This window comes from Jeotgalibaca porci, assembly GCF_011299095.1.
GTDB classification, from domain to species: Bacteria; Bacillota; Bacilli; order Lactobacillales; family Aerococcaceae; genus Jeotgalibaca; species Jeotgalibaca porci.
Genome location: NZ_CP049889.1, coordinates 1397986 through 1424424 on the forward strand (window position 1 = coordinate 1397986; position 26439 = coordinate 1424424).

Annotated in this window: 22 protein-coding genes, 1 tRNA gene, 1 pseudogene and 1 riboswitch; of the genes and pseudogenes, 13 read left to right on the plus strand and 11 right to left on the minus strand. The window is 39.7% G+C overall.

Annotated elements, in window-relative coordinates:
- Positions 1-8: 8 nt before the first annotated feature.
- Both G7058_RS07230 and G7058_RS07235 read right to left on the minus strand, forming a co-directional pair.
- On the minus strand, positions 9-1400 hold the full coding sequence (locus G7058_RS07230; protein WP_166062894.1) for a TrkH family potassium uptake protein: 1392 nt from the start codon (positions 1398-1400) through the stop codon (positions 9-11).
- Between the two features lie 111 nt (positions 1401-1511).
- Positions 1512-2891 carry a TrkH family potassium uptake protein gene (locus tag G7058_RS07235; RefSeq protein ID WP_227004398.1) on the minus strand — a complete coding sequence of 460 codons (1380 nt, stop codon included), beginning with the start codon at positions 2889-2891 and terminating at the stop codon, positions 1512-1514.
- 85 nt (positions 2892-2976) lie between these two features.
- Between G7058_RS07235 and rlmH the strand changes: the two genes are divergently transcribed.
- From rlmH to G7058_RS12020, 3 genes and pseudogenes are all read left to right on the plus strand, one after another.
- On the plus strand, positions 2977-3456 hold the full coding sequence (gene rlmH, locus G7058_RS07240; RefSeq protein WP_166062895.1) for a 23S rRNA (pseudouridine(1915)-N(3))-methyltransferase RlmH: 480 nt from the start codon (positions 2977-2979) through the stop codon (positions 3454-3456).
- Positions 3457-3800: 344 nt separating this feature from the next.
- A complete protein-coding gene (locus tag G7058_RS07245; protein WP_166062896.1) occupies positions 3801-5069 on the plus strand; it encodes a glycosyltransferase in 1269 nt (422 codons plus the stop codon).
- 430 nt (positions 5070-5499) lie between these two features.
- Positions 5500-5748 (plus strand): annotated as a pseudogene (locus G7058_RS12020) (NAD(+)--rifampin ADP-ribosyltransferase); the annotation flags it as partial.
- Between the two features lie 787 nt (positions 5749-6535).
- Here the strand turns inward: G7058_RS12020 and G7058_RS07255 are convergent.
- Positions 6536-7681, minus strand: a complete 1146-nt coding sequence (locus tag G7058_RS07255; protein WP_166062898.1) for an RNA-guided endonuclease TnpB family protein — start codon at positions 7679-7681, stop codon at positions 6536-6538.
- Positions 7656-8114, minus strand: a complete 459-nt coding sequence (gene tnpA, locus G7058_RS07260) for an IS200/IS605 family transposase (protein ID WP_166062590.1) — start codon at positions 8112-8114, stop codon at positions 7656-7658. The genes G7058_RS07255 and tnpA overlap by 26 nt, the downstream gene beginning before the upstream one ends.
- Before the next feature lie 247 nt (positions 8115-8361).
- On the opposite strand from tnpA, the gene G7058_RS07265 reads away from it, so the two are divergent.
- From G7058_RS07265 to G7058_RS07285, 5 genes are all read left to right on the plus strand, one after another.
- On the plus strand, positions 8362-9681 hold the full coding sequence (locus G7058_RS07265; RefSeq protein WP_166062899.1) for a DUF2254 domain-containing protein: 1320 nt from the start codon (positions 8362-8364) through the stop codon (positions 9679-9681).
- A 78-nt stretch (positions 9682-9759) separates the two neighbouring features.
- Positions 9760-9832: transfer RNA gene (locus tag G7058_RS07270), tRNA-Thr, on the plus strand.
- Between the two features lie 376 nt (positions 9833-10208).
- Complete coding sequence (locus tag G7058_RS07275) at positions 10209-11156, plus strand: nucleoside hydrolase (protein ID WP_166062900.1); 948 nt, start codon at positions 10209-10211, stop codon at positions 11154-11156.
- 424 nt (positions 11157-11580) lie between these two features.
- Positions 11581-12489 (plus strand): ABC transporter ATP-binding protein, encoded by a 909-nt coding sequence (locus G7058_RS07280; protein ID WP_166062901.1) that lies wholly within the window; start codon positions 11581-11583, stop codon positions 12487-12489.
- A complete protein-coding gene (locus G7058_RS07285) occupies positions 12489-13277 on the plus strand; it encodes an ABC transporter permease subunit (RefSeq protein WP_166062902.1) in 789 nt (262 codons plus the stop codon). Before G7058_RS07280 ends, G7058_RS07285 begins: the two co-directional genes overlap by 1 nt.
- 50 nt (positions 13278-13327) lie before the next feature.
- Here G7058_RS07285 and G7058_RS07290 read toward each other — a convergent pair whose 3' ends face one another.
- The 3 genes from G7058_RS07290 to relB form a co-directional block, all read right to left on the minus strand.
- Positions 13328-13735: a hypothetical protein gene (locus tag G7058_RS07290; protein WP_166062903.1), complete on the minus strand. Its 408-nt coding sequence runs from the start codon at positions 13733-13735 to the stop codon at positions 13328-13330.
- Between the two features lie 50 nt (positions 13736-13785).
- Positions 13786-13905: riboswitch (SAM riboswitch) on the minus strand.
- A gap of 93 nt (positions 13906-13998) precedes the next feature.
- Positions 13999-14271, minus strand: a complete 273-nt coding sequence (locus tag G7058_RS07295) for a type II toxin-antitoxin system RelE family toxin (RefSeq protein ID WP_166062904.1) — start codon at positions 14269-14271, stop codon at positions 13999-14001.
- Positions 14272-14493, minus strand: a complete 222-nt coding sequence (gene relB / locus G7058_RS07300) for a type II toxin-antitoxin system RelB family antitoxin (protein WP_166062905.1) — start codon at positions 14491-14493, stop codon at positions 14272-14274.
- A gap of 109 nt (positions 14494-14602) precedes the next feature.
- On the opposite strand from relB, the gene G7058_RS07305 reads away from it, so the two are divergent.
- Complete coding sequence (locus G7058_RS07305) at positions 14603-15337, plus strand: YcjF family protein (RefSeq protein ID WP_405002859.1); 735 nt, start codon at positions 14603-14605, stop codon at positions 15335-15337.
- Between the two features lie 57 nt (positions 15338-15394).
- On the opposite strand, the gene G7058_RS07310 is transcribed toward G7058_RS07305, so the two are convergent.
- A complete protein-coding gene (locus G7058_RS07310) occupies positions 15395-17227 on the minus strand; it encodes an ABC transporter ATP-binding protein (RefSeq protein ID WP_166062907.1) in 1833 nt (610 codons plus the stop codon).
- A 17-nt stretch (positions 17228-17244) separates the two neighbouring features.
- Positions 17245-17679 carry a MarR family winged helix-turn-helix transcriptional regulator gene (locus G7058_RS07315; RefSeq protein ID WP_166062908.1) on the minus strand — a complete coding sequence of 145 codons (435 nt, stop codon included), beginning with the start codon at positions 17677-17679 and terminating at the stop codon, positions 17245-17247.
- A 411-nt stretch (positions 17680-18090) separates the two neighbouring features.
- Between G7058_RS07315 and G7058_RS07320 the strand changes: the two genes are divergently transcribed.
- From G7058_RS07320 to G7058_RS07330, 3 genes are read left to right on the plus strand one after another with little or no spacing between them, the layout of a single operon-like run.
- A complete protein-coding gene (locus G7058_RS07320; RefSeq protein WP_166062909.1) occupies positions 18091-20334 on the plus strand; it encodes an McrB family protein in 2244 nt (747 codons plus the stop codon).
- A gap of 5 nt (positions 20335-20339) precedes the next feature.
- Positions 20340-21578: a 5-methylcytosine restriction system specificity protein McrC gene (locus G7058_RS07325; RefSeq protein ID WP_166062910.1), complete on the plus strand. Its 1239-nt coding sequence runs from the start codon at positions 20340-20342 to the stop codon at positions 21576-21578.
- A 52-nt stretch (positions 21579-21630) separates the two neighbouring features.
- Positions 21631-23355 carry a metallophosphoesterase gene (locus G7058_RS07330; protein WP_166062911.1) on the plus strand — a complete coding sequence of 575 codons (1725 nt, stop codon included), beginning with the start codon at positions 21631-21633 and terminating at the stop codon, positions 23353-23355.
- Between the two features lie 171 nt (positions 23356-23526).
- On the opposite strand, the gene G7058_RS11885 is transcribed toward G7058_RS07330, so the two are convergent.
- Together G7058_RS11885 and G7058_RS07335 are read right to left on the minus strand one after the other, a co-directional pair.
- Entirely contained in the window at positions 23527-23922 is a 396-nt protein-coding gene (locus G7058_RS11885) for a TrkA C-terminal domain-containing protein (RefSeq protein ID WP_227004399.1), read from the minus strand.
- Positions 23910-25121: a potassium/proton antiporter gene (locus G7058_RS07335; protein WP_227004400.1), complete on the minus strand. Its 1212-nt coding sequence runs from the start codon at positions 25119-25121 to the stop codon at positions 23910-23912. Before G7058_RS07335 ends, G7058_RS11885 begins: the two co-directional genes overlap by 13 nt.
- A 362-nt stretch (positions 25122-25483) precedes the next feature.
- Here G7058_RS07335 and G7058_RS07340 point away from each other — a divergent pair, with 362 nt between their 5' ends.
- Positions 25484-26437: an ABC transporter permease gene (locus G7058_RS07340; RefSeq protein WP_227004401.1), complete on the plus strand. Its 954-nt coding sequence runs from the start codon at positions 25484-25486 to the stop codon at positions 26435-26437.
- The last annotated feature ends 2 nt before the right edge of the window (positions 26438-26439 follow it).

A 26439-nucleotide genomic window follows, 5' to 3' on the forward strand; every position in this document is an offset into this window, starting at 1 on the left:
ATTCTCTCCTAACCAATAATTATGCTGCCTTTTGTATAGGCAATATCTTTTACTGCTTTATTTTTTCTGATTAAACTGTCCACTAACGTAATCGGTCCGATTCTTCCAGCGAACATCAAGAACATATCCACAATCAGACTCGGTGTATCCAAAGAAGCCGTGACATTAGCAGAAACGCCAACCGTTGCTAAAGCAGATACAGCTTCGAACAATAAGAACAACGGATTTGTTCCCGGATTAAATAGTAATAACAAGCTCGTACCCACCGTCAATGTGGTTAACAAAGCAACAAAAATAATTAAAGCTTGTCTAACAACGTTTTTCGGAATGGTATGATTAAATAAATTGACATTACTTTGTCCCCGTATTTCGTTGTAAATCATGATGAATACAATCGCAAAGGTCGTCGTTTTCATACCACCGGCAGTACCACCAGGAGAACCACCAATGAACATAGTAACGACACTCATGAACATGGAGATTGGAGTAATCGTACTGTAATCCAATGAAGCAAATCCAGCAGTACGCATGGTTACCGTATGGAAGAAGCTGGCAAGCACTTTATCCCCGAAAGAAAAAGTCCCGATTGAAGCATCGTTTGTATATTCAAATATTAAGAACAAAAGGGTACCGCCCACTAACAATCCTATTGTCATAAGGATTGCCAAGCGCGTATGCAATGTTAATGAACGAAGACGACGCATTAATGGCGGTTTTTGTTTCATTTTTGCAGTAGCGTGGAACAAGTTGGTAACATCGAACCACACAGAGAAACCGATTCCGCCTAAAATGATTAACGCTGCGATAACCAGATTGATCCCCGGATTATGAGCGTATTCAATCAAACTGCTATTACCCATTGTATCGAAGCCTGCATTACAAAAAGCAGAGATTGAAAGGAACATCGAAATAAACAAACCTTTTGCAAAACCAAATACTGGAACAAAATAGAAACTCAGTAATACCATTCCTGTTCCTTCTATTATAGCTGTATATTTCATAATTGTTCCAATATAGGTTCGAAAATCTTTGGCGTCCCCTCGATTAATTCCTTCTTGAACAGCTAGTTTATTACGAAAGCCAATTTTATTTTTTGAAAGTTGTGTTATAAAATAGGCGATTAAAGTCATCAGCCCCAGACCACCGACTTGGATGAGCAGCATACAGATAATTTGCCCAAACAGTGTATAAGAGTCGGCAATCGATTCTGTGAACAAGCCGGTCACACAGACCATCGATACGGCTGAAAAGAGATTATCAATATAAGTGGCATTCGAAGTAGATAATTGACTGATTGGTAAAGATAGTAAGAGTGATCCGATAAAAATAACACTCGCAAAACTGGAAGCAATTTTTTGAGAAGTCGTCCAGCTTCCTATTTTATTTAGCAAAATGAACATTTCCTTTCTTCCTTATCATGCTTTAGGATAGACGTATTTTAATACGAATGGCCTGAAAAAGATAGCGAAAAAAAAGTAGAAAAACTAACTAAATTTTGGTGGTAAATATTCTTATCCCAGGATGACTTTTCCATCCACAAATTGAATATTCTTCGTTTCTTTATCTTTTCGCGCCAGTGTTTCCGCCATCGTAATCGGACCGATTCTTCCCACAAACATCAAAATCATTAAGATAACCCGGCTTAACACACCAAGCGTAGGGGTCAACCGTGCTGACATCCCAACAGTCGTAATCGCGGAAACCGATTCAAACATTAAGACAATAAAGTCAACTTTCGGATTCAATAACGATAACAATCCTGTTCCACCAATAAAGGTAGCTAGGAATATCAAGAAAATAACAACCGCATTACGCACTAAGCTAACCGGTAACGTATAGTTCCAGATGTTTACATTTTTCTGTCCCTTGCTTTCATTTATAATGAGTAAGACAACCATTGCGAACGTGGTTGTTTTAATCCCACCGGCTGTACTACCCGGCGAACCACCGACGAACATCGATAAAATAAAAGAAAACAGTGTAAAAGAGTGCACTTCAGTAAAATCGATTGTTGTCATACCGGCTGTTCGCATCGTGATAGTCTGAAAGGAACTGGCCAACAACTTCTGGCCGAAAGTGAAATCGCCAATCGTATTCGGATTGTTAAATTCGACCAATAAAAAGGTCAGTGTTCCTGAAATGATTAAAAAGAAACTGACGGAAATGGCCAACCGCGAATGCAAGCTTAACTCCCGGAAGAAAAAACGGATGTGTTTTTTGTTAGTCCGTTGTGACCATCTCTTGATCAACTTCGTGACATCGAACCAGACGTGGAAGCCAATCCCGCCTAAAAAAATCAAAACGGAAATAACAATGTTCACTAACGGATCATGCACATAAGCCGCTAAAGAAACCGCGCCAAGTGTGTCAAATCCGCCATTCGTAAAGCCGGAAACCGCGAGGTAGAGGGCGGTGAAAAGCCCTCGACCCCAACCAAATTCCGGTACGAACCGAAACGACAACAGGATAAATCCCAAGCTTTCAAAAATAAGGACATATCTTAAAATCAACCGCATAAATGACCGGAAGTCCGTCGCATCCTCACGGTTAATACTGGCTTGTACTACGAGTTTGTTCTTTAAACTCATCTTTCTTCCCATAAAAGAAACGGCACTGGCCACGATGGTCATAATTCCTAAACCACCCACCTGCATCAATATGAGCGATATAATCTGCCCAAACAGCGAATACGTCTGTGCAACGGGATGGATGACTAACCCCGTCACCGTCACTAATGACACCGTATGGAAAAAGTGATCGAACAGCGTGGCTTCCGAACCCGGCGCCTGACTGATTGGTAGAATAAGGAAAATAAACCCAATCAGAATCATTACAAGAAAACTGGCACTAATTTTTAAAGATGTATGCCACCCATCTATCCATTTACGCAAGGTCCTATCTCCCTTCGATTTGTATTGCAAGAATGCCCCTTTTTCACTACCATTAGAGTGAGGATGAAAAAGGGGCGTATTTTACATGAATATAAAAATTATAACAGTTGGAAAGTTAAAGGAAAAATATTTGAAGCAAGGCATCGCTGAATATGCCAAACGTTTAGGCAGCTACTGCAAAATGGAAATCATCGAGGTCAACGACGAAAAAGCACCCGAAAATTTGAGTGACAAAGAAATGGAAATGATCAAAGACAAAGAAGGCGAACGCATCCTCGCCAAAGTCAGCGATCAAAGCTATGTTTTCGCCCTGGCCATTAACGGCAAACAATACGATTCCGTTGACTTCGCCAAAAAAATCGAAAATCTTGGTATCACCGGAAAAAGTGATATTACCTTCATTATCGGTGGTTCGCTCGGATTAAGCAAGCAAGTGCTCAAACGCGCCAACGAGGAAATCTCGTTTGGTAAGTTGACGTTCCCGCATCAGTTGATGCGGTTGGTTTTGGTGGAGCAAGTTTATCGGGCGTTTCGGATTATTAATGGGCATGCTTATCATAAATAAATGAGGATCTGATGATCCATCTCCTGTGTGCTAATAGTTAAGCAGAAATCTGATGAATGGTTTCTACTTTTTTTATACTTCGGGCTTAACTTGAAAAAAATAGTCAACGAACTATACTTATATTTAAAGATTAACCGATTTGGTGAATAGGAGGAAGTATGATTGAACTACCCCCCCACCTTCTCATTGGGCTGTGCCCTTTTCATTCCAGTATTGACAGGAGTATTCTGGCGGATTTAATAAAACTGATTTTCTGAAGTATAGGAAATGTTAATAGAAAAATATGAAGATATGTAAGAGATGCGAGAAAGTAGTAAAAAGTCTGCACATACGGAGGGATTTTTATGAGAATAGCCATATTTACACTGGGTTCAAGAGGGGATGTGCAACCGTATGTTGCTCTAGCAAAAGCTGCAATATCAAAAGGGCATAGTGCAGTAATATGTACCGGGAAAAGTTTTCAACATTTTATTGAAGGAAATGGTGTTGCGTTTGAAGCGGTTACCAGTGATTTGATGGCTATGCTTGAGACTGAAGAAGGGAAAATGGTATTTAATGATGCTTTGAAACACCCCATAAAGACTAAGCGCTATTTAAAAGATATGGTGAATCCAGCATTTAGAAAAACATTAGATGACTTTTATAAAAGTGCACAAGGAGCAGATGTAATTATTTATCATCCTAAAGCTTTTGGAGCGCCTGATATAGCAAAGTTTTTAGGCATTCCTTGTATCAGTATGCCGCCCGTTCCAATAACCTATCCAATTGAAGAGTTTCCGAATCTAGCAATATCACCTACCAGAAACTTGGGTAAAGTCATTAATAAATTAACATATAAAGTAATGGATAAGGCAGAAAGTGCTAGTATTAAGGAAGTAAATGATTTTAGAGAGAAAACATTAAACTTACCTAAGCGAAAAAGTGGTGAGTACACATTTAACATTGATGGTAGAGAGATACCTATCATCTATCCTATTAGTTCGTATTTATTTAAAGATGTGAAAAGTTGGGCAGATAAAGTGTATTTACCAGGATTTTTCTATCTTGATACGGAAATTGAAGTACTTGAGGAAGAAATACTGAAGTTTATTAATTTGGGAAAAGAACCCATTGTAATCTCCTTTAGCAGTATGCCCCTGAAGTCACCAGATCTATTCAAGGAGAAATTAGTTAAGGCACTAAAAGAAACCGATAATCGTGCAATTATTATAGCGGGTAATAGTGGCATTGCTGTTGAAGGGGAAAAAGAGCTTTTAACAATAAAAGCGGCTCCGCATACGTTGTTATTTCCTTTAGCTAAAGGAATAATCCATCATGGTGGAGTCGGAACGATGGCAGCTGCTTTAAAAAGTGGCAAGCCACAAATAATTATACCTTTTGCAGTGGATCAGCCGTTTTGGGCAAATAGGCTGTATAAGTTAGGGTATGCTTTGGAACCAATAAAAGAAAGTGAAGTAACAACTGAAGAACTAATCAGTAGATTTAAAGAATTAGAAAAAGTTGAAGTAAAGCAAAAGGCTCAAAATATAAAAAGTGCTTTATCTGTAGAGAATGGGACAGAGAACGCTATAAAATATATTGAACGTTATTGTGATGGATATTACAACAAGTAGGATTAATTTTTTACGGAGGAGAAAGTAGATGGATAACCAATTCGACCCCAACAACAAGATTATTCAACTGCTTCTTCAGGGGATGGGCATGGAAGACAGCGGCAAACCTGAAGAGGCCAGCCTGCTGTTTTCTAAGGCCTGGAGTGAAGCGATAGACGATTTTGAAAAATTTATCGCGGCTTATTATGTGGCCCGGCATCAAAAAAATGTATCAGACAAATTAAAATGGTTCGAAACCTCTTTGCAGTTTGCGCTAGAAGTGAATGATATTGCGGTAAAGAGTGCGTTCCCATATTTATATAGGAACATCGCGAAATGCTATGAGGCGTTATCCGATCCGGACAAGGCGAAAAAGCATGTTGAATTATCGCATTCGTATAAGGGTACGCCTTCTGATCCAGGCCCTTTTTTTCATGGGACAAGAGCAGATCTGCAGGTAGGTGAGCTGCTGACAGCAAAAGGAGAATCGAATTACAAATCCGGACTTAAAATGAATCACATTTATTTCACGGCTGTGATTAGTGGGGCTGGACTTGCGGCCGCATTGGCAAAAGGTGATGGACGAGAACGGGTTTATATTGTAGAACCAACTGGGGATTTCGAAAATGACCCGAATGTTACGGACAAGAAATTCCCAGGAAATCTGACCCGTTCCTACCGTTCGCAAGCACCTTTTAGATATTCGTGAATCAGGTTGTGCAAATGTAGAAGAACAATTAAACGACTGATGAAGAAATATAAATACTCAGATAACTATAACTAAGCTATCCAGATTGCCTTTAAAATGGGAGAATTCTAGGATTGCATCCTGCATTCCCGAATTGTGTAACGAGAATGGCTGCGAACCTTGATATCAGTGGATTTTCCCCTTGTTATAAATGTTGATTATAACGAGGGGGAATTAATCTAAAAAATCTCTTGAAGCCTTTATGTTACTAAGTTTCTACAATATCCTCGTTATAAATTTCCGGGAATACAGGTTGCATACAGATGGCGAATAAATAAGACTTTGACCCCATATCCATAATGAAGGATGTGGGGTTAAATGTCTATCCTACCCGCAACATCACTAATGCTTTAAAAAACCGCAGTTGAATATGATACGCACATGCTTATCATAAATGAGGTCATTTTTTTGGGGAGAATGGCGGTGTGATGGCATTCCTGAGTTAGTGACAGAAAAGGTTTGAAAAAGAGAATAGAATCGATAAAGCGGAAAGCCTATGATGACGGGCTTTCCGCTTTTTTTTACCTTCCAATTAACCTACGGAACTAAGACGCTAATCCTGTAAGAAAGGGTTAGCATCTTAGTTTTTTAAGCTTATCGCGTTCGTAACTTAGGGAACTACTCGGCCATGAATGACCGAGCTTCTGGGAACGCCGCTGACTTACTCGATTGTTGTGATAACAGCGAGCAGCGGTTACGGCTATTGACCAAAGCGCGTCCACACTTATGCCCTTTAACGTTAGGCGAACGCTTTGTTGCGGATGTTCACGGCCGCGTTGATATCTCGGTCGATACCGACGGTATGGCAATGCGGGCAATTGAACATACGGATGTGCAGCGGTTTCTTACCGGTGTTCATGCCGCAATGCGAACACGTTTGACTTGTGTAGTGCGGTTTAACGAGGATGAGCTCTTTTTTGTGCCACGCGCACTTGTAGGTCAATAGGTTCTTGATGATGCCCCAGGAGGCATCCGCGATGGAACGCGCCAAATGGTGGTTCTTCATTAGATTTTTGGTTTTCAAATCCTCCATGACGATGATGTCATGCTCTTTTACCAGTTGGGTTGTGTAGTGATGCAGGTAGTTCAGGCGTTGGTTCTTGATGCGTTTGTTGATGCGGGCGACCTGCTGCTTGGCTTTCTGCAGGTTCTTGAAGTCAGTCAGTTGGAGTTCGACGCCGTTTGCTTTGGCGGCTGCGATTTCCCGCAGGGCACGCTCACGCCGGCGGGCGAACTTGCGCTGCCAGATGCGTTTCTGTTTCGCCAATGCCCGCTCAAACTGCTTGTTTTTCAACTTGTATCCGTCCGACTGGATGACCAAGTGGGTAATCCCCATGTCCAGCCCCACGGTGGCGCCCGTTTTCGGCAATATCGGAACGGCTTCCTCCACCAGGATAGTCGCCGTATAGGAACCGTCCGGTTCCTTACGGATGATGGCACGCATAATGCGCCCGGTGATGCGGTGGGCGCCATGGCACTTCACTAACTTCAATTTGGGCATCTGGATGTAATGGTTGTCCACCACAGTGATGCTGTTGTTGATGCATTTGGTGGTGTAGGTGCTCTTCGGACGCTTCCGCGACTTGAAGCGGGGATAGCCGTTCTGCTTGTTAAAGAAACGCTGGAACGCAGCATCCAAATCGTCGGAGGTATACTCCAGGCTGGTACTGTTCGCCTCCTTCAGGAATGGAAATTCCCACTTGAGTGGTTTCATCAGGTTGTGCATGGCGTACTTGCCCACATACCTGCCACCGTTCTCGTGACGTGCCTGTTGCATCGCCAGCAGCTGGTTCCACACGAAGCGGTTCAGCGCCAGATTGCGGTCGATGAAAATTTTCTGCTTTTCGGTCGGGTAGAGCTTAATTTTGATGCCTTTCAATACCATCGGGTTGCCCCTCCTTTCTGCGTTGGTCATCGATGTACTTGGCGATGGCGTGCTCATTGGTCGTACCGATGCTCTCTACAAAATAACTGGGCGCCCACAGGTGGCGGTCCTCTTTCTTCCAGTAAGACTTCTTCAGTTCTGGGAACTCGAGGAAGAGTAACCGGGCGCTGGTTCCTTTCAGCCAGCGGACAATATTGGTCACGGACAGCTTGGGTGGAGCGCTCACCATCAGGTGGATGTGGTCGTCCAACCCCACCTCCAGGTGGGAGATGGTGAAGCCGTACTCAGCCGCAATGTCATAAAGGATGTCCTTCAGGCGGGCGCTGATGGCCGGGTTGATGACCTGGTTGCGGTACTTGGTCCGCCAGATGATGTGGTAGTTTAGGTTGTAGACAGAGGTTCTGCCATAAGTGAATCGTTCTTCGTCTCTCATGTGTCCATTATACCAATAAACAAGACCATATGCAACCATATGGAAGACCGACATAACATGATATACATCGATTATGTCATCTACCATGTGCGAGACGAGTTTTACAAGATGGTTTCGTTCATCACGGGTTTGAAAGCCCGTGTTTTCTCTCAACGAATCAGAAAAAGTACGGCTGAAAAGAAGTCATTCCTAAGGAGAGAGTGGTATAATAGAGAAAATAATTCTATCAAGGGAGGGGTTATAGAACATGGTCAAGGCATTTGGCTTATTTTTTGAAGATAAACGTATTTGGCTTATTCTAGGAGGGAGCGTGCTCTTTTCTTTCATTTTAGCGATTGGTGTTATCTTGCTCGACACCAGAATGATAAATGTGGTGGACTATTTCCCGACTGTTTTTCTAACGAGCGTCAATCTGGCCAAATCAATCTTGAGCCTGCTAGCGGGTTCCCTTTTTTCAGTGGCAACCTTCACGTTTGGGACGATGTTATCGGTCATTTCGTTCTACTCATCTAATTTCAGTCCCCGGACTGTTGAGAATTTTCTCTTACAGAAAACATCTATGCAAACTTTGGGGATTTTTCTTGGTGGTTTTATTTATTGTCTTTCCTCTTTGTTTTTTATGCGCAATTCAGAAGATGAATATTTGGTTGTTTCGGCCTCCATTGCCTTATTGTACGCCCTTGCCTGCGTTTTTTATTTTACGAAGTTCGTTTATAATGTGGCAACATCCGTACAATTGAACCATCTTGTGACTAAATTGTACAAGGAGGCCGAGTCAGTTGCGGATGAAACGATTGAATACTTTCAAGAAATGCCTTTGTTGGATCATCTTCCTCAAATAGACACGCTACACATCTTCACAGTAAAGGCTAACGAGAGTGGTTATGTTGAATATATTAATTTTAATCGACTAGTTGAACTGAGCAAGGAATTCAAAGGCACCATAGTGCTACATCTAAGAATAGGAGAGTTTATTTCCGCAAATCAGCCGCTAGTCGATTTATACACTAACCGAAAAGTTAAAGATGAATCACAGCTCCAAGCGGCAATAAACCGCACCCTAACTTATGAAGAAAAACCTTCTTCTATGTACGATCCAAATTTTGCTCGAGCTAAATTGATTGAAGTAGCTCTGAGGGCGGTTTCGCCAGGCATAAATGATCCTAATACCGCCATTTATATCTTAAACTACAAGGCTTTGTTGGATTCAAAATTTGCCAGTATACCAGGAAGGTTTGTGGTGATGGGCGAAGACACTGATGAGACATTTTCTTCGGGAGGTAACGTGATTTATGATTTCAATAATTTTCCAAAAGACTTATATGAAAGTTATTGGCAATTAATTCACTATATGAAGCAAGATATTTCTGGAGTGGTGGCACTGTTTGACTCTTTGTTGACAGTTGCTTATTCTGCACATCCGAAGAAGCTAAACTATATTAAGGATTACAGTAATTATCTGTTTAATCTAACGAGTCCCAATTTTACGGAAAGACTAGATATTCAAAATATCGAGGAACGCCAACAACGTATTCTAGGGATTAACCATCCTGAGCTAGAGGAATGAGCTTGAAACTGAAAACTATCTGTGTTATTTTTCGCTGAAAGGTTTATAATATTCTCTTTAGTTCAAAACACAAAGAATGCCGGTTTATTTCAGTTGGTAGAGCATCGCACTCGTAACGCGGGGGTCGTAGGTTCGATCCCTATAGCCGGTATCACATTAATTTAGAAAGTACATCAAGGTTTAACCCCTGAGATGTACTTTTTTCTGGCTAATATTTCCCAAAACCAAACCGTCACACATCCGTCGGTAAACTTGCTGGAAAAGAAGGTGTCGCATTACAATGGAACACGCGTATCACAAATGACGACTAAATCACTCATCATTTAAGTGTGAACCATGTCTTGTACATACCGTTGAGCTGTTGTGAGCGGAAAGCACCGTCTGATTGTGCAAAGGTTTGGATTTTGAGGTGAACCTTTGCACTAACAGGCGAATAGGCTATTTAAAAAGGACTAAAATCCATGCCAAGTATATTTTAGTGCTTATACTTACGAATAAAACAAGCGAAATTAGAGGAGAATGACAAAATGACACATAAAATTATTATTGATTGTGATCCAGGAATAGATGATGCAATGGCTTTGATTTATGCCGTCGCTTCTGAAGAAATTGAAATATTGGCTGTTCATACAGTAGCGGGAAATGTAAATGTCGATCATACAACCAACAATGCACAGGGTGTATTGGCCTTTTTAAATCGCTATGATATTCCTATTTGTCGAGGAAGTAATATGCCCTTAGTGGTAGAGCCAAGTTTTGCGGATGATGTTCATGGAGCCAATGGAATGAGCGGCTACGAATTTGACAATTTCGCACCTTTATCAGAAAAAACTGCTCTTGAATCGTATGTCCATATCTTACGAAATACACAAGAGAAAGTGATTATAGCTGCAGTGGGACCGCTAACGAATGTCGCTATTTTATTGAAAGCTTATCCTGAACTGACAGATAAAATCGAAAAAATAATCATTATGGGTGGCGGACTCAAAGGTGGAAATATTACCACGACAGGGGAATTTAATTTCTACGTAGATCCGCATGCTGCGCACGTCGTTATCAAATCTGGTCTTCCTGTTGTATTGGCAGGTTTAGACGTAACGGAAGTCGCAAGACTTTACAAGGAAGATTTAGAGGAGATTGCGTCATATGATAAGAGACTAGGCCAGTTTATGTTAACGACTAATGAAACGTCAATGTCTATTTATAATAGCTTGGGATTTGGAATGAGTTGTACCCCGAATGATGTGGTTCCTATCGTACATCTCCTTCATCCAGAAATTTTTGAAACAGAAGATTTGAAAATTGATGTCAGCTATGACAGTTGCGAAACGAGAGGGATGACGTATGTGGATGCACGGATTCGCGCTCCTCAAGAACCCAATGTACAAATGATTATGGGAGTTGACTTAGCACGTTTTAGAGCTGAGTTTAAGGAGACGGTAATCACCTATATCCAGAATACGAATAATCGTTGATTGTGATTCGCATGTGGATGGTAGCTGTCTATTTCTATCTGTTCGGTGGCGTTCATTCGAATGGTATGAATGATTATGGTTCCATAGTACACATAATGCAATTAAGAAATTGCTGTGGTATGGGATACAAGCATGCGTCTCAGAAATAAAGAAGAAGTCTGCACAAGTTTTGGGATTTTCCAAAGTTGTGCAGACTATTTGTCATAGTGCGCACAACTTAGGGGAAAACTCATTTTTTGTACAGACTATATCGTAGAAACGCGAGAAGTATGGTGTTTTAAACGTAGTAAAAGGTTTACAGGGAGTTGGGATTAGAATTCTTCCTTACTTAACACCCTCCTCTGCTAGAAGAAATAATTCCTATCCGTACTTGACCCACCGCGGTACAATAGAGCTAAGATTCTGATAGAAAGGCGGTTTTCTAATGGCACAACCAGTGATTACACTAAGCAACTTGTCTAAAAAGTATCGGGATGCCTATGCGATTGAGGAGATTAGTCTCGATATTGAAAAAGGGGATTTTTACGGCTTTGTTGGTCCGAATGGGGCGGGAAAGAGTACAACCATGCGTATCTTGTTGGGTCTGATTCAGGCAACGGAAGGGGAAGCGCGCGTATTTAATCAACCTGTCACGACTCAAACTTCATCCATTCTGGCGCGTATTGGGTATATTCCTTCTGAAGTGGTTTTTTATGACTATTTAACAGTACGCGAAACGATTTTGTTTTCAGCGCGTTTGCGTGGCAGTGATGAAACCATTCTGGCTGAAAGTCAGCGGTTGATGGATAAGTTTAACATTGATGCGAATAAGAAAATAAAAGCGCTCTCGTTGGGTAATCGTAAAAAGGTAAGCATCATTTGTGCTTTGCAGCATCAGCCGGATTTATATATTTTTGATGAGCCGACGAGTGGGTTGGATCCGTTAATGCAGGCGGTCTTCTGGGAAGAGATGCAAGAACGGCATCAAAAGGGAGCGACGATTTTTGTGTCGTCGCATAACCTGACTGAGGTGCAACGCTACTGTACGAAGGCGGCTATTATTAGCGAAGGAAAAATTATTTCTGCCGGGCCGATGGAAGAATTGAGGAAAACGTCGGTTAAGCGTGTCGTGATTCAAGGCATAACCGCCATTCCTGAACTGGAAGAACAGATGAAGGACATGCAGCAAACGCAGGATGGCATTAGTTTTCTATACCAAGATACATTGGCGCAGTTAATGACAGTTTTGTATTCATACAAAGATAATATTCTGGATTTATCAATCGTCGAGCCTGATTTAGAAGAAGTGTTCAGGCATTTCTATGTGACGGATAAAGAAATGAGGGATGATTGATGTATATATTTAAGAATGAACTCAGACGACACCGGATAACGACCGTAGCAATTGGCGTTATTTTGGGACTGTTCATGATGATTGTGATAACTATTTATCCCGCATTTTCCGATGACGCACAAAATATGATGGCGGCCTTTGGTGATCTCTCGAGTTTTACGAACCTACTGAATATTGATATAACCCAGTTAGGTAGTTTGGAGGGCTATTATGGGATGGAACATGATGTGCTCGTCAACTTAACGATTAGTGTTTACGCGGCTATGTTGGGCGGTAATCTGCTTTTGAAAGAAGAGCGTGAACATACAAGCGAGTTCCTTTTGACGCATCCGGTGAGTCGTGTGCGTGTGATAGCGGAGAAGTTGTTGGCCAGCACAGTGATTCTTTTAGTGGTTCTCTTGTGTGTGTATAGCATCAGTTTATTGACGGTATATTTTTCGGGGCAAGAAGTGGCTGCAGGCATCTTTTTCAAGATTCACTTGGTCAGTTTTTTACTTTATTTAAACATCCACCTTTTGGCATTGGGACTCGTTGAGTTAGTACCCTATAAAAATGCGACACTTGGAACGTTTGTTGTCGTTTTTCTGTATGCGTTGCTCGTGATTTCAAATCTTAAGCCCGATTGGGAATTTTTACGGTGGCTCACACCGTTTCACTATAGCAGCACGTCCTTTATCATCAACACGGATACCATCCCTTGGAAATATATCGCCGCCAACTATGCGATTAGCTTTGTCTTTTTATTCTTAGGACTGTACCGCTACACGAAACGTGATATTGATTACTAACAAAAAATGACCCTCCTGATATAGGAAAGGGTCATTTTTCTGTTTAACACTTAATTAACGGAAACAGCGCGCCCACCGACAGGGTAGAGGAAGCCGCTCACCTCGGTTACGCTATTTTCTTTGACGAGATAGTCTAACTCACCGCGGCTATATTTTTCGTAATCGACGCGCAAAGGAATGTGTCCGTCACTGTAAAAGCGTTCGCGGTTATTAGGATTTTCTTCTTCACTCAACCAGGTAGCGCGCCAAATTTGCCAACTGACATGTCCTACTTTGCGGTTAGAACTGATTCCCATGAAATAGCTACAGGTATCATTTTCACAGACGCTATCGCCACTAACCCACGTAATTCCTAACTCTCTTAATTCACTTAGAAACTGTGCGTGTATCTCCTCGTTACTGCCAACACTAAACCAAACAACTTCATGCTCATCAATTAAATTTTTTATCTTATACATATTCCTGCCTCCTTAAGGCATTTTATTCCTATAAAGAAAGGCAAAAAAATATCCCATCGCCACCGATGAGATTCCAGAAAATATGAACCCATCGGCCAAGCTGAAGCACCTTACATATGCAGGTTGCTGTGCGGTCAACGAGCTTGTCTCTCGCGCACTCTTTATAGGTATATGAAGTATAGCATATAAATTACCATTAATTGCAAAAGAAGGTCGAATCTGAGACTGGAAGATTACGTTATTAGTGATTTCAGATCAACCTTCTAGTCATAGATATCTTTTCTATGCCCAATTTGAAGCATTAAAATAGTTACTGTCTCATCGTTGATATCCGCTATTAAGCGGTAATCACCGATTCTATAACGCCATTCCCCTGAACGATTTGCAGTTAGTCCTTTTCCATGAAGCCTAGGATTCGTACAATTTACTAGATTCTTTTGAATCCAACCCATAATTAATAGCGCTTGATGTTTATCTAGCTTTTTTAATGTTTTTTGAGCTCCATTTTCGAACTCTACCTTGTATTTTGAGTTCATTTAATCAGAAAGCTCTTTCAGCATATCTTCAAATGATATACTTTGTGGATTTTCTCTATGTTCCTTCATAGCTTGATTGTATAAGCCTAAATCAATTTCATCTTCTATCTTTTCCAAAACAGAACTTCTAATTAAAGCCGATACCGAAATGTTTTTAGTTTTAGCATACTCTTTGATTAGTTTATCTTCTTGCTCATCTAAACGCAGTGATATAACAGTCATTATAATCGACCTCCTTCACCTTTTGTATATACATTGTAATACAAAAATAACGCGTGTTCAAATGTTTAATATGATATAATCACCACAAATTATAAAACGATTTCATCGGATGCGAATTCGTAAGAAATACACATACTATAGTAGAAAAGAGGGATTCTTAATGAAAAAAAAATTTAGTAAAAATTCATTCAAGAAGAAAAAACAAGATAATGAAGAGGAAGTTGTTATTGAAGAAACTAATGAATTTTCCATGTTCTTCAACGAAGTGCTAAAGAAGCTGCCCCAAAAGACAGCGACAATAATAATGGGATCATTTGATAAATCTAAACAACAAGCTGAAAAAATATTATCCAACAGCAAAGAGCAGTATGAAAAGATCTTTGATGAGTTTCTGGTAGGGGTTGATCCTGAGATCCGGAAGAAATGTTATAAAACTATTCATGCTGCGACGTTGACAGCTGCAATTATTGGTTGTTCACCAATTCCTTTCTCGGATGCGTTTCTTTTAGTCCCTGTTCAACTGACAATGATGTCACGCCTTCATAAAACATTCGGGCAGTCATGGTCAGAGAACTTAGGCTCTGCATTATCTAAAGAGCTTGTTGTCGTGGGATTAGGCAGAAGTGTTGTCGGGAATCTATTGAAAATGGTACCGACTGTAGGGACTGTTGCCGGAGCGGCTATAAACGGTGCAGTGGCCAGTACGATTACAGCTGCATTGGGCTGGGTAACTGTCAAATTATTGAACGAAGGTGAAGATATCTTTGATGATATCACGTCCTTCAAGGGGCAATTTGATATCCTCTTGAAGACCCTCCAAGCATCAAATAAGAAGAGTAAATAATGCAAGAAGCCCCACTGTAATCAACAGCTGATTACGGTGGGGCTTCTTTCGTTTATTCTACGCGGACACGAGCGTCCTATCCTCATTGAGGTACGGCTTGAACTGGGTTTCGTACATCAATTTGTACATCCCGTCATTTTGAAGCAGCTGTTGGTGTGTGCCGCGTTCGACTTCTTTTCCATCTTCCAACACGAGGATTTTATCGGCGGACATAATGGTCGACAAGCGGTGCGCAATGACCAGGCTGGTTTTATTTTTCAATAAAGAGCTTAATGCTTCTTGAATCAAGCCTTCAGAAAGAGAATCCAAGCTGGAGGTTGCTTCATCCAGAATCAGAATTTTTGGATCTTTCAGGAACACGCGGGCGATGGAGAGTCGTTGTTTTTCACCGCCGGACAACTTAATGCCGCGGTTTCCGACTTCAGTATCATAACCGTCCGGAAGGTTGGAAATAAAGGTGTGGATGTTGGCTTCTTTACAGGCTTGGATGAGTTCTTCTTCCGTCGCATCGCTCTTGGCGTACAGCAAGTTGTCGCGTATGGATGCGTTGAAGAGGTACGTTTCTTGAGTCACCATTCCGATGTTTTGTCTCAGGAAATGAAGGTCCAAATCGCGAATGTCATGACCGCCCATCTTAATCTCGCCGCCAGTTACATCATAAAGACGGGGAATAAGATTGAAAATAGTTGATTTACCAGCGCCGGAAGGACCGACAATCGCGAGCGTTTCGCCCTCGTTAACTTGGAAATTGATACCTTTGAGAATAGGAGATTGTTCGTTGTAATGGAACGTGACAGCGTTAAAGCTGAGGTCACCGGTAAGAGTGGTTGGAAGCGTCGCATCGGGTTTATTTTCAATATCTACCGGCATATCTAAATAATCGAAGATACGCGTGAAGAGGGCGAGGGAGCGGATGAATTCAATGTGAATGTCCATTAACTGCATCAACGGTCGGTACATGCGTGACATCAACGCAACCAAAACAGTGATATCACCGACTGTCAGACCCTGGTGATTATTTACGAGTAGCATGAAGCCACCGACTAAGTAAATGAACATCGGACCGGCTTCAACGAACGTTTGGGCAATCATTCTGAACCAGCGGCCGACTGTTGCCTCTTTGATTTTAACCGTAGTCAGATTTTCGTTGATTGAACTGTAGCGCGCGTACTCCGCTTCTTCTTTGGTAAATAATTTAACGAGTTGCTGACCGCTGACGCTCAATGTTTCGTTTAAGAGCTCATTGGCTTCATCGTTTAAATCTTGGGATTCGTTGGTTAGTTCCCAACGCTTTTTGCCGACTAATTTAATCGGGAAAATTAATAGCGGAACAATGAGAATGGCCACGATTGCTAAGGCGCCGTTCATTTGGAACATGGCAATCATGGAAGTGGTAAGTGTTGCGAGATTGGCGATGGTTTGGGTTAGGGTTCCGGTCACGAAGCTTTGGACACCACTGATGTCGCTGGTCATCCGTGTGATGATTTCGCCTTGTTTACCGGAAGAATAAAAGCCTTGCGAGAGTTTCTGAAGGTGGCCGTACATGTGGTTACGCATATCTTTTCCAATGTTTTGAGATAGCCAGGAGCCGAGGTAGCTTTGAAGGAGACCGACCAGACCTGTTAAAATCAAAACGAGAAATGATGCGGCAATGAGGGTGACAAGTTTGGTAAAGTTTCCGCCGATAAAGCCTTCGTCGATAATCCGACCGGTCAGCATGGAGGGCAGAACACCGAGGAGAGAAGCAAAGAGAATAACCAGAATACTTAAGCCGACTTGAAGTTGATAAGGTTTCAAATATAAATAGATGCGTTTCAGTAATTGGCTTGTGACTTTTGGTGGCTGCGCAGTAATTTCTTTGTCTAGTTCTCTTGTGTTGATTCTTCTCAATCAATCACGCTCCTCTATTAAAGTTCCCAACCTTGTTCATCGATAACTATTTCCAGTGCGTCCAATACGCGGATAAAAGCCTGGATGTCCTGTTCATCGACCCGACTCACCAGCGTTTGAATAAGCTTTTCCTGTTGGGCTTTTTTCTCTGCGGCCATCTTTCGGCCTTCATTACTCAAGGTAATAAAAACATTGCGGCGATCTTCAGGTGAAATTTTACGTTCAATCAGGTTTTTAGCTTCCAGTTTATTGAGAATAGTCGTGATACGGGGCGTAGAGACATTCATCATTTTTCCGAGCTCGCTGGGAATGACGTTAGTGTCATTGTCATAGAGGTAAGAAAGAACGATGCCGGTTCCGCGCCCAGTTTTTTGTTGGGAGCGACGTTGTAGCTTTAAGCGATTGATGTGTGTGAGGATTTCAGTGACAGGGGTATTCGGATTGTTTTCCATCGAACCATCCTTTCGTTCATAGTTGTTAATGATTAACTTGTGTTAACTATTATAAATGATTAAGTATGCTTTGTCAAGGTGGAGAGCATTATGAAGCGTTAGCTCCCCAGTACTTTTGGGAAATCGATAAGGTGGTGAAAGATTTCCGAGAGCGTTAAGAAGCATTGAATAAGTTTAGTAATATTGAGATAATAAAAATAAAATGAAATATCCGTTTGGCTCAGTGCAGATAGAGGATAAGGGAGTCATTCAAGCTATACTTACTGTAGGCATTGATGGGATTGAATATAAAGTCATTTTTATGCAAACAATACGATAACAAAAAAGCAAGGAGAACTGCATAATGATTCCTAGAAATGATGAAAAGTGAACGTATGTAGGAGTCTTATATAATAATTAAGGAGGAACAGTATGGAAAAAAATATTGAAGAAATAGTTGGTTTCCTGTGTCAACAATACGAGCGTTTAAAAAGTTCTATAAATTTTGTGAACGATGATTTATTAGCAGAACAACGCAATTATTTTACAACCAAATTTTCGAAAGAAGTATTAAAGAGGATGACACCGGAGGAAGCTCTTGAAAATTTGATGAACTCAAAAAATAGAGATAGTCTGGTTTATCATTTGGAATTTAAAAATGATGAGGATTTCAATACAAGTAACTTTGGCGGCATCGGTGGGGGAACGGCTGGTAAATTCACGATTTTTCATTCTAATAAGTTCAGTCAATGGGTAAAATGGGAGGGGAATTCTCAAGTTCCTATTTCCGATCAGGCGGCACAAGAAAGAGCTTATGAAATTAGCCAAAACCTAGTTAAACTACATCATCACATTGAAAATAGCCCGCATGAAACTTTAGAGGATATTCGCGAAATGGTTAGAGCAATCGAAGCGGATCAAGAACTTGTTCGCTTTTATCAATATGGGTGGGTTCATAAATATTTCCATCTTTTTTATCCAGAAAAAGTTACAGATTTTTCCTCAACGAACACTTTCAGATCCTTATTGGTAAAGCTCAAGCATCCATTTGTAAATGAAATTTCGGTGGAGGAAGAAAACAACACCTATATTCTTGACTTCCTTTATAACGAACTTGTAAAAAGGATTGGCTTGACACATCCAAATTTAAGCAAAATTATTTATTCCGTCTTCGAGTTAGGTTCAACAAATTACTATAAAGTGGAACTCAACAAATATTCTGTCTCAGACCTTGATAAAATGATTCACTCAGAGTATTTCTTTCCACCTATAAAATTAAACAGAGACTTGTCTGACTTTACCTCTACAAAAGAGTTGAGGGAATTTACAAAAGAAATTGATTATCGTGAGTATAGTGCTACTCAAATCAACTCATTAACGATAGGCCTGAAGCGTAACGATGTACTTTTGCTTGTTGATGAGCGGGAAGCTAAGTATGTTGGCGTCTTAAAGGGGGAGTATGAATTTATAAGCGAGGAAGCCTTTCAACACCGTGTGCCCATTGTTTGGCACAAAGTCAAAGATACTTTTGAAATCAGTGGAAAAGTGCCAAAACTAATCAACAGAATCTACCCTATAAAAGATCAAGTAAACGTGGAACTGGCAGTTGAGAAGGGCGACACGGTTTCTTCTACAATCTTGCCAAACAGAAAAGAGGTAAAACCGCTTAAAGGGATTATGAGAGAAATCAATTCGCTGCTAATGAAGAAGAAACAGGTTATCCTAACAGGCGCACCGGGAACCGGTAAATCGTATTGGGCCTTAAATACTGTCTATGAATTAGTGGCTAGACAAAATTATCAGAATAGTTTTGTTAATTTGCAGCCTGAGGAACAAAAACAAGTTAAAAATTCAACACAAATCAAAGTAGTTGTCATGCACTCGAATTACGGTTATGAAGAATTTGTAGAAGGTTTACGCCCTGAGAATGTCAATGGTGAGTTAGTTTTCAATGTAAAAGATGGTGTGCTAAAAGAATTTGCCAATGAAGCTATTTTGGAACCTGACAAAAATTATTACTTAATTTTGGACGAAATTAATCGGACAGACCTGACGAAAGTTTTTGGTGAATTGATTTACTCCATCGAAAACACGAAACGCGGTGAATACATAGAACTTTCTGTTTCAAAAGATAGATTTACTATGCCTAGCAATCTCTACATAATTGGAACCATGAACAATGCTGACAAATCAGTCTCAATGATTGATTTAGCTTTAAGACGTAGATTTGGTTTTATAAACTTGGAGACAGATTACGAACTAATTAATCAAGTTATCCAAGAAAATCCTATTTTAGTAGACGAGGAAGATGTTGTTGATGAAAATATGGATCCAGAAAGTTCAACAAGAGGAGCTGAAATCAACATCAGTGATTGGTTGCTGGCTGTTAATGAAAGAATTATAGATACATTAGGCTCTGAAGGTAAGGATTTACAAATTGGGCACTCATATTTCTTATCAAAGGGTGATGTTATTTCTGAACCCGCACAGTTAGTCGATGTCATTAAATATGAGGTCATTCCATTGCTAGAAGAGTATACCTACAATAATACGGAGCAACTAAAAAGAATATTAGGGCGGAAGATTTTCGACTCATCTAACCGTCTTAAGAAAGATTTACTTACAGAAGCTAAATTTGCTGATTTGGTTGAAGCCTTGGATGAACAGGTGTTGTAATGGTGTTGGAAACGATACGATTAAAAGAATGGGAAACAGTCAGACTCTCAGAATATGATAGCTTAACTTTACAAAGATTGCTTGATTTACAAAAGAGAAACATTATAAAAACGAGTCTTACTGAGCAGGGGATTTTGGTTACTGCTAACTCGAATGTTGGCTTTGAGACAAATGAATCTTTTAGTTTGTTCATTGAGCCAAAAGTCTCATCTATCTCCATGATAAAAATGATAGGATTCCTCCATGGATTTATCCCGACGAATGAAGAAAACTTGGCTCATTTAGGTTCAGGAAAGTCATCTTTTCTGGATTTATTAATATTGCAATGGGTGGACTTAATTGAGAAGTTAAGTTCTAAAATGAGGAAAAATTATATTACGATACAAAATCGTGAAAGTTATATTAAAGGGAAAATTAACAGTAAAGAATTAGCGAAACAAGGCGTTGTTACATCTCATACGCCTATTGAATACCAGGTGCTCGAACTCGATCAACCGTTGAACCAAATGATTAAAGCTGGTCTGCTTTACTTTAAAAAGGGGACTAGTAATCCCTTTATAATAAATAAAGTTAACTTACTATTACGAAAATATACATTAGTTTCAAGTATCCCTCTTAGTAGTCAGTTACTTGATAGGCTATTATCGCGGTTAACAAGACTAGAAGAAGTATATAAAATACCGCTTGAGTACTTAAATTGGTTACTTTCAATTACTGGAATTGCACGAGGCAACCAGCTTGGGAAATCTATGTGGATCAATATGAACGCATTATTTCAAAACTACTTAACCAAGGTTTTTACAATCTATGCTCCAGAATATCGTTTCATGTCAGAAGTCTCAAATCGTACCATTTTCAAATATGAAAATGACTCTAATCCCTTCAATAAAGCGGCGATTTCTATCCGTCCGGATTTGATGGTTTTCCAAGCAAGTAATTTAATCAGGATTATCGATTTTAAGTACAAAGACTTAGTCAAAAATAACGTTTCTACCTCCGACCTATATCAGCTTTCAAATTATGGTTTTTCTATTGGTGAAGGTAAAGTTCACCCAATTATATTGTATCCGAGCATTCAGGATGTCCCTGACCAAAAAATTCTAGTAAATATACCCATTCTCGAAAGTAAGCAACGGATTATCTTACGTAGCGTGAATTTGGTGGAGTTAGAGAGGTTTATCGAGACAGGAGATTATGGAGGAATGGTACAGTTCGCTCATGAGATGTTGGGAAAAAGTAAGTGATTATGTAAAAGTTAAACAGTCAGTTATTATCACTGAAGGGTGAGGTGATTTGATGAAATTTAATAAAACAGAAGGTTCTTTAGTCCATGATGAGAAGCGGTCCCCCCTTTTATCAACAGAAAATGGAGTAGAACTACCGACAGAGCTTATTACCCGTTTTGAACTTTATCCAGAAAATAAGCGGCGCCCCGTTAACAAAACATTGTTTAAAAATGATTATTTTAAATTAACGTACGATATGAAGAAAAAAGATTTGGCTATATCATCCAGAGGAGACATAGTCTATTCTGCTATTCCTTATGATACATCTAGGAATTATATTCAACGTGCAGCCATTCAGTATTTACTTTATCCAGAAGAGGCACGTGAGTATATCAGAAGTCATAAAGTAAATTTAGAAACGTATATTATGCCTAGCATTTTTCAAGTAACAAAGAAACGTGTAGGTAAAGACTCTTTTGAAGTTAAACAAGCATATAATGCAATATTTCAAAATCCGTTATTTGAGATTCAAATTCTTGGGCGACTACTACAGCATGATGAGACTGGACCAATTTCCGCAAACCTGCCAGGTAAGTTCTTGTTTAATGAAAATATACATACAGGAATATCGGAGTATATTTTTGAATATCTGAACTTTGTTATTCAACTCACTAAATCATTACCCATAGCAACTGATGGAAAAAGCGTTGAGTTGTTGGAAACCAATTTAATGAATCAATCTTTTGCTGATAGCAGGGATAAGGATAGTTTTTTAACATATGAATCAAATACTGAAATTGCAATAAGCTTACTACCACAAGAAGTAAAACTAAGTATAGAAAAATCAATTCTCATTTCTAAAAAGGCCATTCCTGCAATAAATAAGCCACTTTTAAAATCGAAATACGGGGAAGAGCTTTCCCGTGTTAGAAAAACCTATATTGCGCATAGTGTTCATCCGAAAGAGTCAGAAAGGTATTTTGAAAATGTCCTTTCTACAGAGAATACAAATTTAATTAATGTTGTCTCCGATATACATGCAAGTGATGGACGACTTCCGTTTTCTAACAAGAATTTTAACATATTGGTTGGAGATGTCTCCGACTCTCATGTTTCAAATAAAGAAATAAAAGGTATTTATGTTATTGGAAATCATGAATTAGTAGACGTGCTACCGAGGAGTAGAGAGGAACTTCAAACTAAAAAGTGGAGACCATTTTTGAGGAGTGACTGGTTTAAACAACTATTAGCTGATCCAGACGAATCGTGGTACATGTTGCCTGTGGGAAGCCATAGGTTTTACGAGGTAGCAAAGGAAGAACTTGAAAAACGATTCCCGCAAGTAAAAGTGCTGCATAATAGTAGTATGGTTCATGAAGGAGTCCAATATATAGGGCTCACAATACCTGTTGTTTTAGTTAAAAGAAAGAAAGAACAACAAAAATTTATTCTCAAAACCTTAAAGAAATTGCTTAATAAGGACTATGATATTCCAACAGTAGTTATCTCACATGCACCACTGTTTAACGAATTAAATATGCTCTCAATGAAAAGTAATGCATATAATAATGATTATTATTGTTCAGAGCCCAAAATTGAAAAACTATTTAAGGAACACAATATCATAGGAGCCATACACGGTCATCATCATATACCAGCATCATCTGGACGAAGCAAAGTTGTGAAGTTTGCAGGTAAAGAAATTTTTGTGGTGTGCTCAATTTACTCAAAAATAAATACAGGATTTGAATTGGTGGATTTGGTAAATTCTAACTATCAAATTAAGGAACTTTAAGTCTTAGTTAAGGAAAAGAAGGGAAATTTTTCCAAATATTTGCTTCGTAAACGTGCTCAAAAAGGCAGCCCCGGCGTCACTTCGCGAATAATGCTCAGATGGTCGCAGACCATCTTCCACTTATTCGCTCCAGTGATCCGGGGCTAAACGCCTTTTTTCCCACTCTGTTTCTTATCCTTCAATACCTTTTGCATCCAACACGAGAACTGTGTCCCCTTCGCGGATCTTGGTATCGCCATTAGGGACAATTAATTCGTTGTCATCTCTTAAAACCAGAACAATGAGGAATTCATGATCTAAATGGATATTTTTAATTTTTTTGTTTACCCAATTATTATAGTCATTGATGCGGAATTCTAAGAGATCCGTTCCGACTACGTCAAAATATGAGCGTCCGGCCATTACGACAATATCGCCTACTTTGAGTTGGACATTCCCTTTGGGAACGATGGTCTCACCTTGACGAAGAATTTTTGCGATAATAAAATCAAAAGCCAAGTTAATATCCCGTATATAAGCATCCGCTAAATCGCTATCAGCTTTTATTTTGGTTGCTAAGAAGCCCATATCACTCTTATCCTGTAAAGAGTTGAAATTACGTAAGGAAGCATCTTCCGGGTCAACCATATCACTTTTCTTGGAAAGAACCGGCAGTAACCCCCTTGAATGAGTGATGACAATAAGCAAATGTCAAAAACAATATGATAGAGATCGTTCATATTTGGCGTATCTGAATTCACCACACTAATGGCAAAGGCAATGGCAGCGGCACCCCTTAAACCGGCAAAAGCTATCACGGCCAGCTGATTTTTTTTCATTTTGAACGGGAGCATGAGACCATAAACAGAAGCAGGTCGCGCAATAATAGTCATAAATAACATAATGACAAACGCGATGGGTATCATCGCAATGATTGAACCGGGGTCTGATAACAAACCGAGCAAGAAAAACAGGCCGATTTGGGCCAAATTTGTAAAGCTGTCAAAGAAGAAAACGACCTCGCGTTTCCCTATGAACTCTTTGTTTCCAATATAAATTCCAAAAATGTAAACAGCGAGGTAGCCATTACCGCCCATCTGGTTAGTGAATTCATAAGTGAATAAAGCTGCGGCGGCCAAAAGAATAACTTCCAAGCCTTCATTTGATTTCAGATAATCTAACAAACGGATAAATAGCCAACCCAATATGAAACCAAACGCCAGTCCCACCCCAACTTGTAAAAGAATGAGGATCGGAACATTTACACGTTGGCCTTGTAACAATGATACAAAAAGAACAACCATGGTGTAGGCAGTGGGGTCGTTAGAACCAGACTCGAGCTCCAACAAGGAATCCGTGTTGTACTTTAATTTCAAATGGCGCGATACTAAAACATCCGAGACGCTCGCATAATCCGTCGAACCAACAATGGAACCAAGCAACAATGCTTCTAACAGCGAAAAATCAAATACAAAGTACACAAAAAACCCAGTGAGCAAGGCGGTGGAGATGGTCCCGAGGAAACTTAAAATGATAGCTTCCTTAGCAACAGGTTTAGACATTTTCCATTTCGTACCAAAACCACCATAAAAAATAATGAACATCAAGGCTAGGGAAGAGACTTGATTGGAAAAGGCATAATTTGTAAAGTCTGCACCAAAGAAATTAAAGGAAACGCCTAAAAGCATGAAAAGTAATAATTGCGGTATCTTAAAATCATTAGCAAGTCGCATGGCTACTAAAGCTAAGATAAGTACAAGTGAAATTATGAGTATATAAATTGTCATCCCTCTTTCAATCAGATTATTTGTATCTAATAGTATAACATAGGAATAGATGTGAGATTATGAGGAAGTAAGATGAAGTATATTTTGAGAAGATAGAGTCAGGCTAACAGGTATAATGCCATTCATTTTGTAGAGAGAAGGAGGAAAATGATTCAGTGAGCTGCCAAGAATGAACTTGAACGTAAGAAGAATAAATGAGACAAACGCAGATTCGTTCTTCTACTTTTTATTTTTTCAAAAAAACAATTGACAGCCCTTTCAATTCAAGTTATTATGTGATTAACAAATATGAAACGTTTCCAATATCTGGAAATTTTATTTTTTATAGAAATTGGAAACGTTTCAAAAAAGGAGGAATTAGAGTGGAGTCTTCTCCCGAAGTAGTGAAACAAAAAGGAAACACAAAAGAAAAATCCTCAAAGTGGGAGTATGTTAAGAAACACCGTTTACTATACCTCATGTTGGCCCCTGGACTCTTGTTGACGCTTGTTTTTAAGTATATTCCGATGTACGGAATATTACTTGCTTTTAAGGACTATAATCCATTGCGTGGTATTTGGGGAAGTGACTGGGTAGGGTTAGATAACTTTAGACAATTTATAATCTCGCCAAATTTTGGCATGCTATTGGAAAACACTTTGAAAATTAGTATTTATGGACTTTTACTGGGCTTCTTTCCTCCTGTCATACTTGCCATTTCGTTAAATCAAATACTGAGTACGAAATGGAAAAAAAGATTTCAATTGATCTTGTATGCACCGAATTTTATTTCACTTGTAATTGTGGTAGGGATGCTCTTTATGTTCCTTTCTGCAAATGGGCCAATCAACAGCTTAATTGAAAGTTTAACGGGGCATAGTATTCGGTTTATGAGTGAACCATCCTATTTCCGTTCCATTTATATTGCTTCTGGTATTTGGCAAGGAATGGGCTGGGCATCGGTTCTTTACACTGCAACGTTATCGAATGTTAGCCAAGATTTAATAGATGCATCTTTTATAGATGGGGCAAATATTTTCCAACGTATTTGGTACATTGATTTACCAACTTTACGTCCGATTATGGTTATTCAGTTTATTTTATCAGTTGGAGGAATCATGAACGTAGGGTATGAAAAAGCGTTTTTGATGCAGACACCAATGAACTTACCGACATCTGAGATTATTTCAACGTATGTATACAAGGTAGGTTTGCAAATGGGAGACTATGGCTACTCAACTGCTGTAGGACTTTTTAATACAGTAATTAATGTCATTTTGCTTCTATTGGTAAATACCATTGCAAATAAAATAAGTGATGACGGAAGTGCTCTATAGAG

Bases quoted from the DNA above. Each gene is read 5' to 3' on its own strand.
- G7058_RS07230 (WP_166062894.1), bottom strand. From the start codon at position 1,400: ATGTTCATTTTGCTAAATAAAATAGGAAGCTGGACGACTTCTCAAAAA.
- rlmH (WP_166062895.1), top strand. From the start codon at position 2,977: ATGAATATAAAAATTATAACAGTTGGAAAGTTAAAGGAAAAATATTTG.
- G7058_RS07245 (WP_166062896.1), top strand. From the start codon at position 3,801: ATGAGAATAGCCATATTTACACTGGGTTCAAGAGGGGATGTGCAACCG.
- G7058_RS07255 (WP_166062898.1), bottom strand. From the start codon at position 7,681: ATGGTATTGAAAGGCATCAAAATTAAGCTCTACCCGACCGAAAAGCAG.
- tnpA (WP_166062590.1), bottom strand. From the start codon at position 8,114: ATGAGAGACGAAGAACGATTCACTTATGGCAGAACCTCTGTCTACAAC.
- G7058_RS07265 (WP_166062899.1), top strand. From the start codon at position 8,362: ATGGTCAAGGCATTTGGCTTATTTTTTGAAGATAAACGTATTTGGCTT.
- G7058_RS07275 (WP_166062900.1), top strand. From the start codon at position 10,209: ATGACACATAAAATTATTATTGATTGTGATCCAGGAATAGATGATGCA.
- G7058_RS07280 (WP_166062901.1), top strand. From the start codon at position 11,581: ATGGCACAACCAGTGATTACACTAAGCAACTTGTCTAAAAAGTATCGG.
- G7058_RS07285 (WP_166062902.1), top strand. From the start codon at position 12,489: ATGTATATATTTAAGAATGAACTCAGACGACACCGGATAACGACCGTA.
- G7058_RS07290 (WP_166062903.1), bottom strand. From the start codon at position 13,735: ATGTATAAGATAAAAAATTTAATTGATGAGCATGAAGTTGTTTGGTTT.
- G7058_RS07295 (WP_166062904.1), bottom strand. From the start codon at position 14,271: ATGAACTCAAAATACAAGGTAGAGTTCGAAAATGGAGCTCAAAAAACA.
- relB (WP_166062905.1), bottom strand. From the start codon at position 14,493: ATGACTGTTATATCACTGCGTTTAGATGAGCAAGAAGATAAACTAATC.
- G7058_RS07305 (WP_405002859.1), top strand. From the start codon at position 14,603: ATGCGAATTCGTAAGAAATACACATACTATAGTAGAAAAGAGGGATTC.
- G7058_RS07315 (WP_166062908.1), bottom strand. From the start codon at position 17,679: ATGGAAAACAATCCGAATACCCCTGTCACTGAAATCCTCACACACATC.
- G7058_RS07320 (WP_166062909.1), top strand. From the start codon at position 18,091: ATGGAAAAAAATATTGAAGAAATAGTTGGTTTCCTGTGTCAACAATAC.
- G7058_RS07330 (WP_166062911.1), top strand. From the start codon at position 21,631: ATGAAATTTAATAAAACAGAAGGTTCTTTAGTCCATGATGAGAAGCGG.
- G7058_RS11885 (WP_227004399.1), bottom strand. From the start codon at position 23,922: ATGGGCTTCTTAGCAACCAAAATAAAAGCTGATAGCGATTTAGCGGAT.
- G7058_RS07335 (WP_227004400.1), bottom strand. From the start codon at position 25,121: ATGACAATTTATATACTCATAATTTCACTTGTACTTATCTTAGCTTTA.